This is a genomic window from Mesorhizobium sp. M0011 (assembly GCF_040324155.1).
Taxonomy (GTDB): Bacteria; Pseudomonadota; Alphaproteobacteria; order Rhizobiales; family Rhizobiaceae; genus Mesorhizobium.
In genome coordinates this window covers 1-16,986 of sequence record NZ_JAMYVQ010000046.1, presented here as the reverse complement: position 1 = coordinate 16,986, position 16,986 = coordinate 1, and the positions used below count along the sequence as shown (strand labels likewise).

The window sequence follows — 16,986 nt, the reverse complement described above, 5'->3', positions numbered from 1 at the left end:
CCCCTCGATCGAAAGTCGGTTGCATCACGCCCGCGCCACCTCGGGATGAGCCTCAATGGCTGCGGTGGCATCGCCGGCCAGTTTGGTACCGGCCGCGGCGAGCTTCCAGAACGTCTCGAAACCGAACCGGTGGACGTCGCGCAGGGTCTTTGACAGAACGACCAACCGCCCGGCCGTGAAGAGCACGCGCCCGAAGCCCTCATGGCTCATCTCCATCATCGGCGATGCCATCAGGCCCGTGCGCTCCTCAATCGCAAGCCCGACGGCGGTGTAGAACTTATCGAGCCTCCACAGCACGTCCGGATCGGGATCGCCGATGATTGGAATTGCACGGCGCTGTTCCCTGGTGATGATGAAGTCGCCCAGCAGCTCGGGGTCCGATTTGCCTTCCCATGACCCGTGGGAATCATTGGCACGGATCAACCGCACGAGGCATTTGACGAACGGGGTGGCAAGGGCCGCCTCGTCCTCGGTGGCGGCAGGGCTAACAGCGGCTTCAAACATTTCGGCTACTCCTCAATTCAGCCCTCGTCCTCGAAGGAGGGTTTCTGTTCAGCGACACCTGCCTGCGCCAGCACCTTGCGCAGCCAAGGGGGAGGACACGTCCTGAGCATCATCTGCGTGCGCAACAGCACCTCTTGGATGGTCTGGGGCTGCGGGACTTTGATCGGATGGATCTTTGCGGAAACAAGTTTGGCTGCCGAAGGTCCGCCGATCGCCAGACAAAACAGGAGATGACAGCCCTTCAGCGCCTCCACCTTCGGGGTGATGCGGTCATCGCCCTCAGTTCGGTGCTTCCCGCTCTCGTCGGAAACGTCGTCAAAGGCCACGGCTTCCACGAGATTCCACTCCTCGCGCATCACGTCGTAGACAGCAAAGCGCCTGGCCGAGCCGAAATGGGCGTTGATGTTCTTCATGTCCTGCGTGGCCATTGCCACGCGCAATGCGCCGGCCTGGCGTTCCGGCGTCGGTGCGTGAACCTCGTCAGTGACGAGCGAGAGGCGACGGACGGAGCTCATCTGGCATTTCTCGCTTACGGAGTGGATCAAGCGCTTCAGGCGTTGGCGCGTGCCGGTTGGCTTCAAAAATGCCGGCAACCTCGAAGATCAGGTCGCGGGTCCCCTGGTAGAGGATTGTGAGCTTGTGCTGGCTGCCGAGCCGGTCGAAGATCGGGAAGCCGACCCGCATGAGCGGAATGCCGAGTCGCTGCGCCGCCTGGCGGCCGTGGGAATGAGTAACGAAAAGATCAGCGCCGGCGCCAAGAGCTTCCAAATCGCCGAGATCGCCAATTTGAACCGACTGCGCCGGTACTTCCTCCAGAATTTTCGACATAGCGGCCGTTGTGACCGCCGCCGCGATTTCGGAGCCCATTCCGATGAAGAAGCTAGCGAGTTGGTAGAGTTGGTCTGGTTCAGCAGCGATCGCAATTTTCTTGCCTCCAAAGTGGAAATGTCCGTCGAGCAACGCGTCCTGCAACTGCGCCCGGCGACGGCGCACGCCAGCCGGCGCCGCCGCGCCCGAAACCGCGGATAACAGCGAGACGAACCGGTCGGCGTCCTTCAATCCAGTCAGCGACCGGAACAGCACGTAAGGCACGCCGGTCAACCTCTGCAGCAGCTCGGCCGGGCGGCGCATATGCTCCCCGATCGCGACGCATTGCACAGCCATGCCAAGCTCGCGGATATCCTCGACGCTGGTGCCGCCATAGGTGGTCGTGACCCACCCGTCGGGCACCGTACCGTCGAGCGAGCCGGAGACGTCCGGCAGAACCACCGGCTTCAGTCCAAAGCTTTCGACCATCTCACGCAAATGCTCGATATCAGCCACAGTGAGGTTCCAGCCAGGCAGGATCACGATCTTCTTCGACTGCCGCGCCTGCTCGCCGGGCCGCGTAATCCTTTCGATCATCGCGGTGACAGCCTTGGCCCAGCCCTCTTCGATCGCGCCATTGAAATCCGGTGTGTTGGCTAGCACCACCTCCGTACCCGCGAGTTCTTCCCTGCGCTTCAGCCTGATATTGGCGATATCGCCTGCGCAGTCTTCGCCCCGTGTTTCCACCAGCGCCGTCGTGCAGACCCCGATCAGTGTGGGCTTTGTGCGGGCCTTCAGGTTGAGGATCGCCTCTTCCAGATGGTCTGCCCCGCCGAGGATCGTCGCCACCTCGTCCATCGCCGTCGTCTGCAAGGGGATGGCTTCCTTGAAATGCCGCACGAAGAGCACGAGCGCGAAACTGGTGCAGCCCTGGCTGCCGTGGAACAACGGCATCGCGCCGTCGACGCCAAGAAAGGCCAAGGCGGCACCCAAGGGCTGCGATGACTTCAGCGGATTGACCGCCGCCGCTTTGGTCTGGGGAAGGATGCGGACCATCGACTCTCCTCAACACTCGCCGAAATTGCCGGCCGTCGTGCCGGCGAATTCCTGGACAACATGCAAGGTCGCGGTCTCGCTTTTCGTGCGCGGCAGTTCCTGCCTCACCGCAGGCTGGCAATCCCATGGTGCCGGTTCCCGCACCTGGCGCCAGATCGGGTTATGAATAGCGAGGTCGATCTGGCGTACGAGTTCCACCATGCCGTCATAGCCGGCGTAAGGATGTTGGCGCTCCTGGTTGATATCGAGCCAGGGTGTCTTGGCCTTCAGGGCGATGAACTGCGTGCGCCCGCCCGACAGCATGATATCGGCCTTGTGTTCCGAGAGCATGGCGTGAAGCTCGCGCGGCGCCATCTGCTCGAACATGTGGTTGTCGTTCTTAAGGATCTGCTTGATGCGCTCCTTGTCTTCGACTGTGGATTTCTTAACGGAGGTGCCGACGATCTCGATGCCGATCTCCATCAGTGCATGGACGACCGACCAGGACTTCACACCGCCGGTGTTGAGCAGCACGCGCTTGCCTTCGAGCCTCGGCCGGTAGGCGGCGAGCTTCTTCCAGGCGATCGCCTCTTCCTCTGCAATCAATACCTCGGTGCGGCCGAGGATCTCCGGATCGGCACCCTTCTTCACGAGCAGCTGAGAGATCTGTCGGAGCGCTTCAGAGGTGTCGGTGATGCCGTAGAAGGAGCCCTCGAAAAACGGGATGCCCCAGCGCTGCTCCATCTTGCGGGCGAGATTGATGAGCGCGGTCGAGCACACCATCATAGCCGCCCGGGCGCGGTGCGCGGAAGCAATGTCGAGGTAACGTGCGTCACCCGGGATGCAGGCGCGCACCCGGATCCCGAGCCGATCCAGCAGCGGCTTCACCAGCCAGAATTCGCCCGAGAGGTTGAATTCGCCAAGGATGTTGATGTCGTAAGGGCCGGCATCGTCGGGCTCGACCGTGCCGATGACATGCTCGAGCAACGCCTCGCCGGCAAGCTTGTTGCCGAGATTCTTGGAGCCGACGAAGCCCGGCGCATTGACCGGTACCACGGCCAAGCCGAACTTTTCCGCCGCGCGCTTGCAGACGGCCTCGATGTCGTCGCCGATCAGCGCCGTCACGCAGGTCGGATAAACGAAGATCGCCGGCGGCCCATAGGCTTCCTTGATCTCGCGGATCGCTTTGAAGAGCTTCCGCTCGCCCTGCCCCATCACCACGTCGAGTTCGGTGAGGTCGGTCGTGAAGCTTGTGCGCCACAGCGTTGGCCCGGACGAAGCCGCACCGCGGTTGTCCCAGGAATTGCCCTCGCAGGCGAGCGGCGCATGGATCAGGTGCGCGACGTCAGTGATCGGCTGCAGCACGATCTTGGCGCCATCGAAGGCACAGCCGCCGGCCGCCGCCCCCGGGGTCAGTGGCTTCGAACAGCCCTTTTTGCGCGCCGTGGCATTCTTGCCGCGGTTCTTCTCGCAGGCAGGCTCATTGAAGAGATCCTGGATTTTGGCTCTGAGCGAGGACATTGCGTCGGTCTCCAAAGTCCCTCGGGAAGACGACCGGCCAAAGCCGACCGTCACGCTTAGCGGGTGAGGTCATACGAATAGTCCGTCACGCCCGTCTCGCTTGTCTCGCGATCGAGCTTGTCGAAGATCTTGTCGAGGATCGTCGTCAGGACGCGCAACCCGCCTTGGTAGCCCATAAGCGCAAACCGATGGTGATGGTGGCGGTCGAAGATCGGAAACGTCAGCCGGATCAGCGGCGTGCCGGTGTCGCGCTCCAGATATTTACCATAGGAGTTGCCAATCAGCAGGTCCACCGGCTCGGTGAAGAGCAGCGAGCGCATCGCCCAGAGGTCCTTGCCCGCCCAGACTTGAGCACCCTTGCCGAAGGGCGATGATGCAAGCAGTTCCTTCAACTCCGCTTCCCATGCCGAGGTGCCGTTGGTGGCGAGGCAATGGGTCGGCTCGCCCCCCGTCTCCATGATGAAGCGGGCCATGGCATAGACAAAGTCCGGATCGCCGTAGATGGCGTATTTCTTACCGTGCAGCCAGGATTGACTGTCCGCCATGGCGTCAACCAGTCGGCCGCGCTCCAGGCGGATTGCCTCGGGGATTTGCTTGCCGGAAATCGCGGAGACCTCCATCAGGAAGTCGTCGGTCGCCTGGACGCCGAGCGGGTAATGAAACGAGGCCGTCGCCTGCCCCACCCCCTCGCAATACTCGAGTGTTTTTCGGGTGTTGTAATGCTGTAGCGAAAGTGTCGCCTCGGCGTTGAGTGCTTTCTTCACGTCTTCGATCTTCGTGCCGCCGTCATACATGCGGTATTCGCCGTCCGACGGCGTGTCGAACTGGTCAGAGGCGTCTTGGATGAAGGTATAGGAGACGCCCAGCAGATCGAGCAGGCGCTTGAGTTCCCGGTTGTTGCCGACACAGAACCCGTCGAAGCCCGGAATGATGTTGATGGTTCCCTCGGCTTCCGTTCGCTCCTCGCCCTTCCAGAAATGCTCCAAAATGCCCTTAACCGCAACGTCATAGCCGTCGACATGGCTGCCGACAAAGGCCGGCGTGTGGGCGAAGGGCACGTCGAAGTCGCGCGGGACCGAGCCTTCGTCCTTGGCGTTCTCGATGAAGCTGTGCAGGTCGTCGCCAATGACCTCCGCCATACAAGTGGTCGAGACGGCGATCATCTTTGGGTCGTAGAGTTGGTACGTGTTGGCGAGCCCGTCGACCATGTTCTTCAGGCCGCCGAACACTGCCGCGTCCTCGGTCATCGAGGAGGAAACCGCCGAAGCAGGCTCCTTGAAATGGCGCGACAGGTGCGAGCGGTAATAGGCGACGCAGCCCTGGCTGCCGTGGACGAAGGACATGGTTCGCTCGAAGCCTGCGGCCGCGAACACCGCGCCGAGCGGCTGGCAGGCCTTGGCGGGGTTCACGACAAGCGCTTCGCGAGCAAGGTTCTTTTCGCGGTATTCCCACGTCTTGGTGAATTCGCCTTGGTCGGTAACGATCTGGTCCGGGTGAGGACATTCGAAATTCAGCCTCTTCTCGGCGAGCATCTGCCTGTATTCCGGCTCGCGGAACAGGGGCGCGTGGTCGAGAACTTTTTCAGCCGATTGCGGCATGGGTGGTTACCTCTTTCCAGCTGGCCCGCCATACGGCGGCACAGGGACGTCGAAACGTTTCAAGTCTCCCGCGGACAAAGGGCCACAGGCGTTTAACGGCCTCCCGGCTTACGGGAGGCCAGGGCTTCATTCGGCTGCGATCGCTGCCGACGGCTCGGCTTTTTTCTTCCAGGGGGCGTCGTAGAGGTTCCAGACCGGGTTGTTGATGGCCAGATCCATATCGCGGGCGAAGATGGCGAAGCCGTCGTAGCCATGATACGGGCCGGAATAATCCCAGGAATGCATTTGACGGAACGGTATGCCCATCTTCTGGACCGGGTACTTTTCTTTGATGCCGGAGCCCACGAGATCAGGACGGATCCCTTCGATGAACTTCTCCAGCTCGTAACCAGTCACGTCGTCATAGATCAGGGTGCCCTTCTTCACGTAGTGGCCGGTGCGCTGATAGTCGTCGTTATGGCCAAATTCGTAGCCAGTGCCGACGATCACCATGCCCAGGTCCTCATATGCCGTGACGATGTGACGGGGGCGCAGCCCGCCGACATAGAGCATCACCGTCCTGCCTTCGAGGCGCGGCCGGTACTTGGCGATTACGGCATCGACCAACGGCCGGTATTTGGCGATGACCACCTCGGCCTTGGCCTCGATTTCCGGCCCGAAGTGCTTGGCTATCTTGCGCAGAGAGGCTTCGGTCTGGGAGGGGCCGAAGAAATTGTACTCCATCCAGGCGATGCCATACTTTTCCTCCATGTGGCGGCAGATGTAGTTCATCGACCTGTAGCAATGGATGAGATTTAGCTTCGCCTTTGGCGCCCGCTCTATTTCGGCCAGCGTAGCGTCGCCCGACCAGTTGCCGACCACGCGCAGGCCCATCTCCTCAAGCAGGATGCGCGAAGCCCAAGCGTCGCCGCCGATATTGTAGTCGCCGACCACATTGACATCGTACGGGCCGGCCTCGAACTCCACTTCCTTCTTCTCGAACACCCAGTCTCGGATCGCGTCGTTGGCGATGTGGTGGCCGAGGGATTGCGAGACGCCGCGAAAGCCCTCGCAGCGCACCGGCACGATTGTCTTTTCGTGCTCCTTGGCCTTGTTGCGGGACACAGCTTCGGTGTCGTCGCCAATCAGGCCGATCGGGCATTCGGATTGCACAGTCATGCCCTTGTTCAGCGGAAACAGTTCCTCGATCTCGTCGATGACCCGTTCCAGCTTCTTGTCGCCGCCGAAAACAATGTCCTTCTCCTGAAAATCGGAGGTGAACTGCATCGTGACGAACGTGTCGATGCCGGTCGTGCCGACGTAGTAGTTGCGGCGTTGAGACCAGGAATATTGCCCGCAGCCGACCGGCCCGTGCGAGATATGGACCATATCCTTGACTGGACCCCACACCACGCCTTTCGAGCCGGCATAGGCGCAGCCGCGAATCGTCATCACGCCGGGGATGGACTTGATGTTCGATTTGACATCGCATTCGGAAAGGACCTCGCTTTCCTCGCCAGCCTCGTCGCCGCTCTTTGCAACGCTGAGGTGCTTTTTGCGGCGCTTCGCCGACTTGTCAGGATATTGCGACAGCACCTCCTCGATAAGCTTCGCATGGAGGGCACCGTCATTCTCGTATTCCAGGCTCATGGGACCCCTTTCAAGGTTCAGGGTGACGCCTCACCGACGAGGCGCCGTTCTTTGAAAGGCGCACCAGGTCAGGGCGGCGCCTCATGTCGGCAGCGGTCGCTACTGTGCGGCCGCCTTGGCCGCTTCCTTGACCTGAAGCTCGGCAAGCATCTGCTCGTCGGTCTTCATGATGCCGAAGTCGAGCAGCATGTCCTCGAGCTCCTCCATGGTGATCGGGGTCGGGATGGTGCCCTGGCCCGAATTCCCGTGAATCTTCTCGGCCAGCGCCCTGTATTCCCCGGCCTGCTTCGAGTCCGGCGCATACTGGATCACAGACATCTTCCTGAGCTCGGCGTGCTGGACGATGTTGTCGCGCGGCACGAAGTGGATAAGCTTGGAATTGAGCCTGGAAGCCAGCGCTTCGGCGAGGTCGAGCTCGCGGTCGGTTTGGCGCTCGTTGCAGATCAGGCCACCGAGCCGCACGCCGCCCGAATGGGCGTATTTCAGGATGCCCTTGGCGATGTTATTGGCGGCATAGAGCGCCATCATCTCGCCGGACATGACGATATAGATTTCCTGGGCCTTGTTCTCGCGGATCGGCATCGCGAAACCGCCACACACCACATCCCCGAGCACGTCGTAGGAGACATAGTCGACATCGTCGTAGGCGCCGTTCTCCTCGAGGAAGTTGATCGAGGTGATCACGCCGCGGCCGGCGCAGCCGACACCTGGCTCGGGTCCGCCCGACTCCACGCATTTGATGCCTTTGTAGCCGACCTTGAGCACGTCCGCGAGTTCCAGGTCTTCCACCGAACCTTCCTCTGCCGCGAGATGCAGGACCGTATCCTGCGCCTTCGCGTTCAGGATCAGGCGGGTGGAGTCGGCTTTGGGGTCGCAGCCGACGATGAGGATTCTCTGCCCGAGGTCGACCAGGGCGGCGAGCGTATTTTGAGAGGTGGTGGACTTGCCGATGCCGCCCTTGCCGTAAAAGGCGATCTGACGCAAACCTGACATGTAGCTTTCCTTCCTTCGTTCCCATTCATCGCGGCTGCCGCGACTTGAATGCCGGTCGGGCAGCTCTAGCCGCCTCGCACCTAAGGATCTCAAGACTCATGCCAATTTGGCTGATCCAACCGAAGAATAATTTCATGGTTGCTTTTCAGGGGTTTAGCTTGAGTTCCAAGAAAGGATCGTCGGAACAGCCCGTGTAGCGGACGCGACAATGGCGACACAAAGCGTCGGGACTAAACAGCTAGGTTATAGGGTCGATGCTCGCTGGCTGCGGTCGCTGGCCGGGAAATGTGTTCGTACCCCTCCGGTGACGACTTCACCGGATGCGTACATGTGTTCCCGGGCCGCTCGACCGCAAAGGCCCCCGGCATAGGGCGGCCCGCCTCACAATTCGTGCGTATTTCGGTAAATCCCGGACTTGCACAGCGCTGCCGCAAGGCAGAGTCTGCGCGAAGCCTCGTGAGCTGACACCTAGCGGCGACAGTCGGCCCAAATACCGCGCTCAGTTGAACCTCAGCGACTTTTCAGACGTCCCTTAGACGGCGTATGTCCGAAATGCCTTGTTGTAGGACGCAAAAAAATATGAACTCGAGCAGAACCCAGTCGCGATGGCGATATCGACATTTGCCAGATTGGTGTGGAGTAGCAAATCCCGCGCGTGCTCAAGACGAAGAGTTTTGTAGTACCGGGCGGGCGAGGAATCAGCATACCGCTGGAAAAGACGCCCGAGGTTTCTAATACTCATCCCAAACGTGCGCGCGATCGAGTCGATGCTAGCCAACGCCGTCCTAGACACAGCACCTCCCCAGGAATCGAATCCGCACTGCTGTCGTGGAGAAAATCGTATATGGGCGTTGCCATCGTGGTTAGCCCCGAGCAACTTGTTTGGGCGAAGTTATATCGTAGCGCGCGATCAGCTCCCGCTTTAAAACCTTGCCGCTAGGGTTAGTCGGCAAGGCATCCAGGAACTCGTATCGCTTGGGACATTTGTACGATGCAAGATCTCGGCTACGCCGGACCTGCGCGTCAAGTGTTGCCACCTCGAGGCTCGGATCGGAACGCACAACAAAGGCGACGACGATTTGGCCCCATTTCGCATCCGCCAAGCCAACAACTGAAGCCTCCTTTACTCCAGGACAGCGATACAGAATCTCCTCGACCTCGCGCGGGTAGATGTTCTCGCCGCCTGATATGATCAGGTCGTCGGCGCGTCCGTGGAAATAGTAGAATCCGTCTTCGTCTTGGCTGAACAGGTCCCCGGTATAAATCCAGCCGGCCTTGAGTTTTTTTTGAGTCTCAAAGGGTTTATTCCAGTAACCGGTCATCGCTTGTGGCCCGCGCACTATCAGCTGACCGACAGTCCCTTGGCTTACCTGTTCGTCAGGCGCCACTTCACGGTTCGGATCGTCGGTGATTATGCGGCATTCTGAAATCAACGTGGGTTTGCCGCATGAGCCAAGCTTCCGTAACGCATCTTCCGGATGCAGCATCAGCGTCAGTGAGGCTTCAGTCATTCCGTAGCCATTGAATATGCCACGGCAGAATTCAGCCATGACCCGCTCCATGGTACTTGAAGAAATTGCTGCCCCGCCGGTCGTAACAAGTCTCAACGAGGAAACGTCGAAACTGGCGAAATCCGGATGAAACAGCATTTCCTGAATCTGTGTCGGTACTGCAAAAAGGGTGGTAATCCGCTCCGCAGCGATGGTGCGGAGAGTGCGTTCAGAATCGTAGCGCCCGATCACCACATTGGTACCGCCTACCAGAAGGTGTGGAATGAAATAGGCTTGCATTCCGCCGACGTGATAGAGCGGCGCTATATGTAGCGCACGGTCATCATGTCGTAGTGAGTATTCCATCACGCAGTTCATTGCGATGGCAACGTCGTTTGCGTGAGTATGGATCACAGCTTTCGGTCGTCCGGTGGTACCCGAGGTATAGACGAGTGATGAAATCGTATCTCCGGTCGGAACCGGGCGTGGCTCACCGCGATCCGGCGACAGCTCGATCAACCCGTCGAAATGATGATGTCCTTGTGGGATGTTGCTCCGATGATATGCGCAACCGATGAAATCATGGACGGAATGAACCTGTTCTGCGATTCTAAGCGCGTTGTCAGTCAGCGCTCTTCCGTAGACTAGGACGCGCGCGCCGGAGTCCTTTAGAATATAGGCGGCCTCTCCTGGAGACAGGCGGAAGTTCATCGGTACGGCCACTGCACCGAGAAACTGGCAGGCGAAGAAGGTGGTCACTGAATTTTCTGAGGTTGAAATGTAAAATGCGACCCGATCACCCGGGCGAACGCCAAGATCGGACAGCGCCTGGGCGAAGCGCCGAACTCGAGTTAGCCACTCTCGATAAGTCCAGCGACGATCCTCATAGACCAAAGCTATATGATCGGGATATCGGTCGGCAGAAGCTTCTAGGATGCGAGCAATGTGCATAGCGCCTGAACCTGGACTAGAGATTGAGCCGGATAGATGGCATCTCTCGCGCCGCGATGAGGTACTTGCACATCTCAGTGGTGCCACCAACGATCGGCAGCGTCCGAGCATCACGGTATAATTGTTCGGCTTTGCCGTATTGGCGGGTCACGCCATCACCCCCGAGAATTTGAACCGTGCGGTCCGCGCAGAAAACAGCTGTTTCAGTCGCAACCAGTTTGGCTTGACTAGCCTCGCGCATGAGGTATTTGCCACCGATCCCGGAATCGTACATTTTGGCCGCTCGATGCGTTAGCAGTTCGGCCGCGTCGATTTTCCAGCTCATCTGCGCAATCATGTCCCAGATCAACTGCTTCTGACCAAGCTTTTGGCCGAAACTGACCCGTGACTGTGCGTGCTGAGTCGCGATTTCGAAGGCGGCGCGCGCCACGCCCAAACCGGAACCGCCGAGGATCACCCGTTCGAAATTGAAAGCGCTCAGCATGATATTAAAACCGCCATTCACCTCGCCCAACAAGTTCTCCTCGGGAACGCGCACCTCATCCATCGCGACTTCGCCGACGATTGATCCGCGTCGCCCCATGAAGTCGTACAGCCTCGGGAAGCTCATACCCTTGAGGCCTGCGGGAATGAGAACCGCCGTTAAACCTTTTTGGGGCGGTACGTCGGGATCGGTCACACCCCAGACGATATAGACATCTGCCTTTGAGGCGTTGGAAATATAACGCTTAAGGCCGGATACTACCCATTCGCTGGTTCCTTCATCGAAGCGAATCCTGGTCGCCATGCCCGCACTATCCGAGCCAACTGTGGGCTCGGTCATGCAAATTGATCCTAAGGATCGACCCTCAAGAATTGGCATCAGGTAGCGCTCGCGCAAAGCCTCTCGGGCAAATCGGTGGATGGGGTACGCACAGGACAATGCGGTGGCAATGGTAGTCTCGAAGGCGTAATTCAGGAGGGCCGCTTCCTCAGAAACGATTACTGCATGGGTAAGGCCCGGTTTTGGCAATGCTCCACGATAGAGATCAGGAAACATTAGTTTCAAGTAACCAGCCTGTCCCAAGGCGCGCACGATTGCGAATTGCGCGTCAAAATCCTGATCACGCTCAATCAAATCGACTTTCGGAGCAAGCTCACGTGACATGAAGGCGCGAACTTCTGTGCGAAATGCGCGATCCTCCTGCGTTAGAAAGAAATCGCGCATTCGCCCACATTTCTTAGAAAATCGTAAAACATCAAACGGAATTCCGGCAAAGGAGTGATCAGGATGGGCCAAGCGTCAGCGCGGCGGCATTACAAGTGAAGTACTGGGAACCGGCCAAAATTGCACACCTGGTGCATCCATTTGTCCGGCGTCTTGCGAAAGAAATGCAAGAATTAGCCCGACCAAGGGCAATGTAACGATCAACACGGCTAGGTCGTTGCAAAGGTTCTCGGAAAGGTAGGGGTTAAGTAAGCTTGCCAGTTTGCGGATCATTCGCAGCTCGATCGAAATAAAGGTACCTGGCACCGCCGCAATGATTCTCTCGTTTCGCTGCTGACGGCGATAGAAAGCGCCATCTAGGCTGCCTCTACAGGAAACGGCCAGTGGCACGTCGGTTTTGCTCCCTCAGCAGGGCGCCGCACCGATGCCACCTTGCTGGTTAGCGCAGTAGACCAATGATGCATGGGGCGTAAATTAATGCGTGTCCAACAATCATTTGGTATGAGGTGATGCCGTGGTGAGATCGCTTAGATTAAAGCCTGCATTCAAGCTCCTCTTTTGATCACAGCAGACGCCGAAGCCGGCGGAGGGTTGCCAATTGCCCAATACAACCCAATCTGTCGTTGGAAGAACGATCTAGGCCCTAAAGACAGAATAGGAGCGCCTGCCTGAGCGACCGCCCCGCGAGGTAAGGCTGAGTTCGGACCCAAAATTTTCTGACCAAAGCTGCTTAAGAGCTGCAGGTGCATAGTTGTAAGTGCGGCCGCCGTCATCCCGAGCATGACACTGTTATTTATAGCTGGCTTTCTCTCCGACCGATCAGGTTCCGAATCCTACAGGTTGCCCGATATCGTTTTTTCATCAGTCTATATCAATTCGTTGTTGGACAGGCATCGTCAGGTTCTCCAAAATGCATCTAATAGCCACGAAGGCATGCGCTTAAGGGGAACTGCGATGACCGATAAAACGCGTTTTTTTAGTGAAATTGTCGCGAACGGCGAAATGTCTCGCCGTGGGTTTCTAGGACGTGCGGCCACCATCGGGGTAAGCGTAGCCGTCGCGAACTCCCTGTTCACGCCGTCGGCACGCGCGGAAAGCCCCGTCAAAGGCGGGGTGTTGAAGGCCGGCATGCAGGGTGGTGCAGCCACCGACAGTCTGGATCCCGCAATTTTCGAGAGCCAAGTATCATACTTCTTTGGCCGTCAGTGGGGCGAACAACTCGTGCAGATCGACGCCAAGCGCGAACTTCAACCCGCGCTCGCCGAAGAATGGGGCGCGTCAAAGGACGCGAAGATCTGGAGCTTCAAAATCCGTAAGGGCGTGCAGTTTCACAATGGCAAGGAAATGACGCCGGCAGACGTCGTCGCCACCATGGAGCGCCATTCCGATGCCAATTCCAAGTCTGGCGCACTTGGTATTATGCAGGGTATCGAAAAGATTGCCGTCGATGGCCAGAACGTGGTCTTCACACTCAAGGAAGCCAATGCCGACCTTCCTTTCCTGATGGATGACTACCATCTTATGATTCAGCCCAACGGGGGCAAGGACAATCCGACCGAAGGTATCGGCACCGGTCCTTACAAGGTCACTGTCAATCAAAGCGGTGTCCGCCTCGGCGGCGAAAAATTTGCCAATTATTGGCGCGATGACCGCGGCTTCGCAGACCAAATCGAGATCATCATCATCAACGATGCCACCGCCCGCATGTCGGCCCTGCAGGGGGGCCAGGTTCACATGATCAACCGTGTCGAACCTAAGGTGGTCGACCTTATCAAGCGTCTCCCGGGGATTGCGATCCGCAACGTGAGTGGCCATGGCCATTATTTGTTCCTTGCCCACTGCAACACAGCCCCCTTCGACAACAACGACTTGCGGCTCGCGCTGAAATTCGCGGTCGACCGGGAAGAGCTCGTACAGAAGATCCTGAAGGGCTATGGCTCGGTTGGCAACGACACGCCGATCAACAAGTCCTATCCACTCTTCACGGAGATGGAGCAACGCACCTTCGATCCCGACAAGGCAGCTTTCCATTACAAGAAATCCGGACACTCGGGATCAGTGCTCCTTCGGACGTCGGACGTCGCCTTCCCCGGTGCCGTCGACGCCGCCCAACTCTACCAGCAGAGCGCCGCCAAGGCCGGCATTAAGATTGAGATCAAGCGCGAACCAGGTGATGGTTACTGGTCTGAAGTTTGGAACAAGCAACCCTTCTCTGCGTCGTATTGGGGGGGCCGTCCAACGCAGGACCAGATGTATTCGACTGCGTACTATTCCAAGGCTCAGTGGAACGATACCCGCTTCTTCAACGAGAAGTTCGATAAGATGCTTCTCGAGGCACGCGCGGAACTAGATGCCGACAAGCGCAAGAAGCTCTATGCCGATATGGGCCAAATCGTCCGTGACGAAGGCGGCGCCATCGTTCCAATGTTCAACGACTTCATCGACGCGACTGGGCCGCAGGTCGGCGGGTGGTACGAGGACGGCAACCAAGAGATGATGGGGGGCTACGCGCTTTCGAAGTGCTGGCTCAAGACCTGAACCACGCCGAGTACTTATGTCTTCTTCAATAGTGGTGCTGATCGCCCAGCGCGTTGCGCTGGGCATCTTGTTGGTGCTTGCCGTTTCGGTCCTGATCTTCGCCGGCACGCAGATTCTGCCCGGCGATGTCGCGCAAGCCATTCTCGGGCAGTCGGCGACGCCGGAGTCGCTAGCCAATCTGCGTGAGCAGCTCGGGCTGAATGCGCCGGCCTATATCAGGTATTTCCGCTGGCTCGGCGGCGTGGTGACCGGCGATCTCGGTACCGCCATGTCGAGCGGCCAGGATATCGCCACGTCGATCAAGGGCCGGCTGTGGAACACGCTGTTCCTCGCCTTCTGGGCGGCGGTCGTCGCGGTACCACTGGCGATTATCCTCGGCCTGATCGCGGTGCGCTACCGCAATGGCTGGGTCGACAAGCTGATCTCGGGACTTGCGCTTGCCTCGACCTCCTTCCCCGAATTCTTCATCGGCTATGTGCTCGTCTATTTCTTCGCCGTGAAGTGGCAGATCTTCCCCGGCATCTCGACCGTCTATGACGGCATGCCTTTCGGCGAGCGCATGCAGGCGATCGCCTTGCCGGCAACGGCGCTGACGCTGGTCGTGCTCGCCCACATGATGCGCATGACACGTGCGGCGATCCTCAATGTCATGCAGTCGGCCTATGTCGAGACGGCGGAACTGAAAGGCCTGTCGGCCTTCAACGTCATCCGCAAGCACGCCTTCCCCAATGCCATCGCGCCGATCATCAACGTCGTCATGCTCAACCTCGCCTATCTGATCGTCGGCGTCGTCGTGGTCGAGGTGATCTTCGTCTATCCGGGCATGGGGCAGTATCTCGTCGACCACGTCACCAAACGCGACGTGCCGGTGGTGCAGGCGGTCGGCCTGATCTTCGCCGCCGTCTACATCAGCCTGAACATCATTGCGGACATCGGGGCTATCGTCGCCAATCCGCGTCTCAGACACCCGAAATAGGGGGCGGATATGCTCGATATCAAACGCATCCCCATCCCCGCTCTGATCGGCATCGTGCTGACGGCATTGTTCGTCCTGGCGGCGGTCTTCGCCCCCTGGATCGCGCCGCACGGCAATGGCGAAATCGTCGGCGATGTCTGGGAACCGATGTCGGCTGCTCATTTGCTAGGCACCGACAATCTCGGCCGCGATCTTCTGTCGCGCATGATCTACGGCGCCCGCATCACTTTGTTCATCGCGGTGCTGGCCACCGCGCTGTCATTCTCGCTCGGCGCCATCCTCGGCTTCTCGGCGGCCGTCTTCGGCGGCTGGTTCGATACGCTGCTGTCACGCCTCGTCGATCTCTTGATGTCTATCCCGACGCTGATCATGGGTCTCGTCGTGCTGTCCGTGCTACCGACCAACCTGGTGACGCTGATCCTGGTGATGGGCATTCTGGATTCGACCCGCGTCTATCGCCTGTCGCGCGCGGTCGCCGTCGACATCAACGTCATGGACTATGTCGAGGCGGCGAAACTGCGTGGTGAGGGCAGCGGTTGGATCATCTTCCGCGAAATCCTGCCCAACGCATTGTCGCCACTGGTTTCGGAACTCGGCCTGCGCTTCATCTATGCGGTGCTGTTCCTGTCGACACTGTCGTTTCTCGGCCTTGGCGTGCAGCCGCCGGATGCCGACTGGGGCGGCATGGTCAAGGAAAACAAGGACGGCATCGTCTTCGGCATCGCGGCCGCGCTCATCCCGGCGGCGGCGATCGCCCTGCTGGCGATTTCCGTCAACCTGGTTGCCGACTGGGTGCTCAACCGGACGACAAGCCTCAAGGGAGGACGCGGGTGATGGCCGACAGCAAAGCGAAGGCCGGGCAACCGAAGTCGGGCCTGCTGCTCGACATCCGCAATCTGCGCATCGAGGCCACCGTCTTCCCGCCCGGCGAGCCGCCGAAGAACATCGTGCTGGTGCACGATGTCTCGCTGACGCTCGAGAAGGGCAAGGTGCTCGGCCTGATCGGCGAATCCGGAGCCGGCAAGTCGACCATCGGCCTGTCGTCGATGGGCTATGGGCGCGGTGGCGTGCGCATCACCGGCGGCGAGGTCATCCTGAACGGCCGCGACATCCTGAAGGGCGGCAAGGACGGCTTCCGCAAATTACGCGGCCGCGAGGTCTGCTATGTCGCGCAATCGGCGGCGGCCGCCTTCAACCCGGCGCATAGGCTGATGGATCAGGTGGTGGAAGCCACGCTGCTGCACGGCACCGCGACGCGCGCCGAGGCCGAAAAGCGCGCCGTCGCGCTGTTCAGGAAGCTCAGCCTGCCGAACCCTGAAACCATCGGCGAACGCTTTCCCCACCAGGTCTCGGGCGGCCAGTTGCAGCGCGTGATGACGGCGATGGCGCTCTGCTCCGAACCCGACCTGATCGTCTTCGACGAGCCGACCACGGCGCTCGACGTGACGACGCAGATCGATGTGCTGGCGGCGATCAAGGACGCCATCCGCGACACCCATGTCGCGGCGCTCTACATCACGCACGACCTTGCCGTCGTCGCCCAGGTCTCAGACGAAATCATGGTGCTGCGCCATGGAAGGCTGGTCGAATGGGGCGGCACAAGGCAGATCATCAAGGAGCCGCGACAAGAATATACCAACGCGCTTGTCTCGGTGCATGAGATCGAACACCAGGAGCAGAAACCCGGCACGACGCCGTTCCTGTCGGTGAAGAACGTCACCGCCGCCTATGGCCGCA

Annotated in this window: 15 protein-coding genes; 4 read left to right on the top strand and 11 right to left on the bottom strand. The window is 59.4% G+C overall.

What is annotated here, in order from left to right; genetic code table 11:
- Window positions 1-24: 24 nt before the first annotated feature.
- The 11 genes from NKK51_RS30340 to NKK51_RS30290 form a co-directional block, all read right to left on the bottom strand.
- On the bottom strand, window positions 25-504 hold the full coding sequence (locus NKK51_RS30340) for a NifX-associated nitrogen fixation protein (protein ID WP_286461356.1): 480 nt from the start codon (window positions 502-504) through the stop codon (window positions 25-27).
- Between the two features lie 17 nt (window positions 505-521).
- Window positions 522-1,019 (bottom strand): nitrogen fixation protein NifX, encoded by a 498-nt coding sequence (gene nifX, locus NKK51_RS30335; protein ID WP_352555892.1) that lies wholly within the window; start codon window positions 1,017-1,019, stop codon window positions 522-524.
- Window positions 985-2,367 carry a nitrogenase iron-molybdenum cofactor biosynthesis protein NifN gene (nifN, locus tag NKK51_RS30330; protein WP_352555890.1) on the bottom strand — a complete coding sequence of 461 codons (1,383 nt, stop codon included), beginning with the start codon at window positions 2,365-2,367 and terminating at the stop codon, window positions 985-987. Before nifN ends, nifX begins: the two co-directional genes overlap by 35 nt.
- Window positions 2,368-2,376: 9 nt before the next feature.
- Window positions 2,377-3,867 (bottom strand): nitrogenase iron-molybdenum cofactor biosynthesis protein NifE, encoded by a 1,491-nt coding sequence (gene nifE / locus NKK51_RS30325; RefSeq protein ID WP_352555888.1) that lies wholly within the window; start codon window positions 3,865-3,867, stop codon window positions 2,377-2,379.
- A gap of 56 nt (window positions 3,868-3,923) precedes the next feature.
- Window positions 3,924-5,465 (bottom strand): nitrogenase molybdenum-iron protein subunit beta, encoded by a 1,542-nt coding sequence (nifK, locus tag NKK51_RS30320; protein WP_352555886.1) that lies wholly within the window; start codon window positions 5,463-5,465, stop codon window positions 3,924-3,926.
- 126 nt (window positions 5,466-5,591) lie between these two features.
- Window positions 5,592-7,094, bottom strand: coding sequence for a nitrogenase molybdenum-iron protein alpha chain (nifD, locus tag NKK51_RS30315; protein WP_352555884.1), 1,503 nt, complete (start codon window positions 7,092-7,094; stop codon window positions 5,592-5,594).
- A 99-nt stretch (window positions 7,095-7,193) separates the two neighbouring features.
- On the bottom strand, window positions 7,194-8,087 hold the full coding sequence (gene nifH, locus NKK51_RS30310) for a nitrogenase iron protein (RefSeq protein WP_023706403.1): 894 nt from the start codon (window positions 8,085-8,087) through the stop codon (window positions 7,194-7,196).
- A gap of 532 nt (window positions 8,088-8,619) precedes the next feature.
- The gene (locus NKK51_RS30305; RefSeq protein WP_352555882.1) at window positions 8,620-8,880 is read right to left on the bottom strand and encodes a helix-turn-helix domain-containing protein; all 261 of its coding nucleotides are present in this window, start codon (window positions 8,878-8,880) and stop codon (window positions 8,620-8,622) included.
- Between the two features lie 70 nt (window positions 8,881-8,950).
- Window positions 8,951-10,528: a class I adenylate-forming enzyme family protein gene (locus NKK51_RS30300; RefSeq protein WP_352555880.1), complete on the bottom strand. Its 1,578-nt coding sequence runs from the start codon at window positions 10,526-10,528 to the stop codon at window positions 8,951-8,953.
- 16 nt (window positions 10,529-10,544) lie between these two features.
- Entirely contained in the window at window positions 10,545-11,735 is a 1,191-nt protein-coding gene (locus NKK51_RS30295; RefSeq protein WP_352555878.1) for an acyl-CoA dehydrogenase family protein, read from the bottom strand.
- Window positions 11,736-11,810: 75 nt separating this feature from the next.
- Entirely contained in the window at window positions 11,811-12,125 is a 315-nt protein-coding gene (locus NKK51_RS30290; protein ID WP_352555876.1) for a hypothetical protein, read from the bottom strand.
- Between the two features lie 564 nt (window positions 12,126-12,689).
- Here NKK51_RS30290 and NKK51_RS30285 point away from each other — a divergent pair.
- The 4 genes from NKK51_RS30285 to NKK51_RS30270 all read left to right on the top strand — a co-directional run.
- Window positions 12,690-14,273: an ABC transporter substrate-binding protein gene (locus tag NKK51_RS30285; protein ID WP_352555874.1), complete on the top strand. Its 1,584-nt coding sequence runs from the start codon at window positions 12,690-12,692 to the stop codon at window positions 14,271-14,273.
- A 16-nt stretch (window positions 14,274-14,289) separates the two neighbouring features.
- Window positions 14,290-15,249 (top strand): ABC transporter permease, encoded by a 960-nt coding sequence (locus NKK51_RS30280; RefSeq protein ID WP_352555872.1) that lies wholly within the window; start codon window positions 14,290-14,292, stop codon window positions 15,247-15,249.
- Between the two features lie 9 nt (window positions 15,250-15,258).
- On the top strand, window positions 15,259-16,083 hold the full coding sequence (locus tag NKK51_RS30275) for an ABC transporter permease (protein ID WP_023813640.1): 825 nt from the start codon (window positions 15,259-15,261) through the stop codon (window positions 16,081-16,083).
- A partial coding sequence (locus NKK51_RS30270; protein WP_352555870.1) for an ABC transporter ATP-binding protein occupies window positions 16,083-16,986 on the top strand: 904 nt, incomplete at its 3' end. The genes NKK51_RS30275 and NKK51_RS30270, both read left to right, overlap by 1 nt.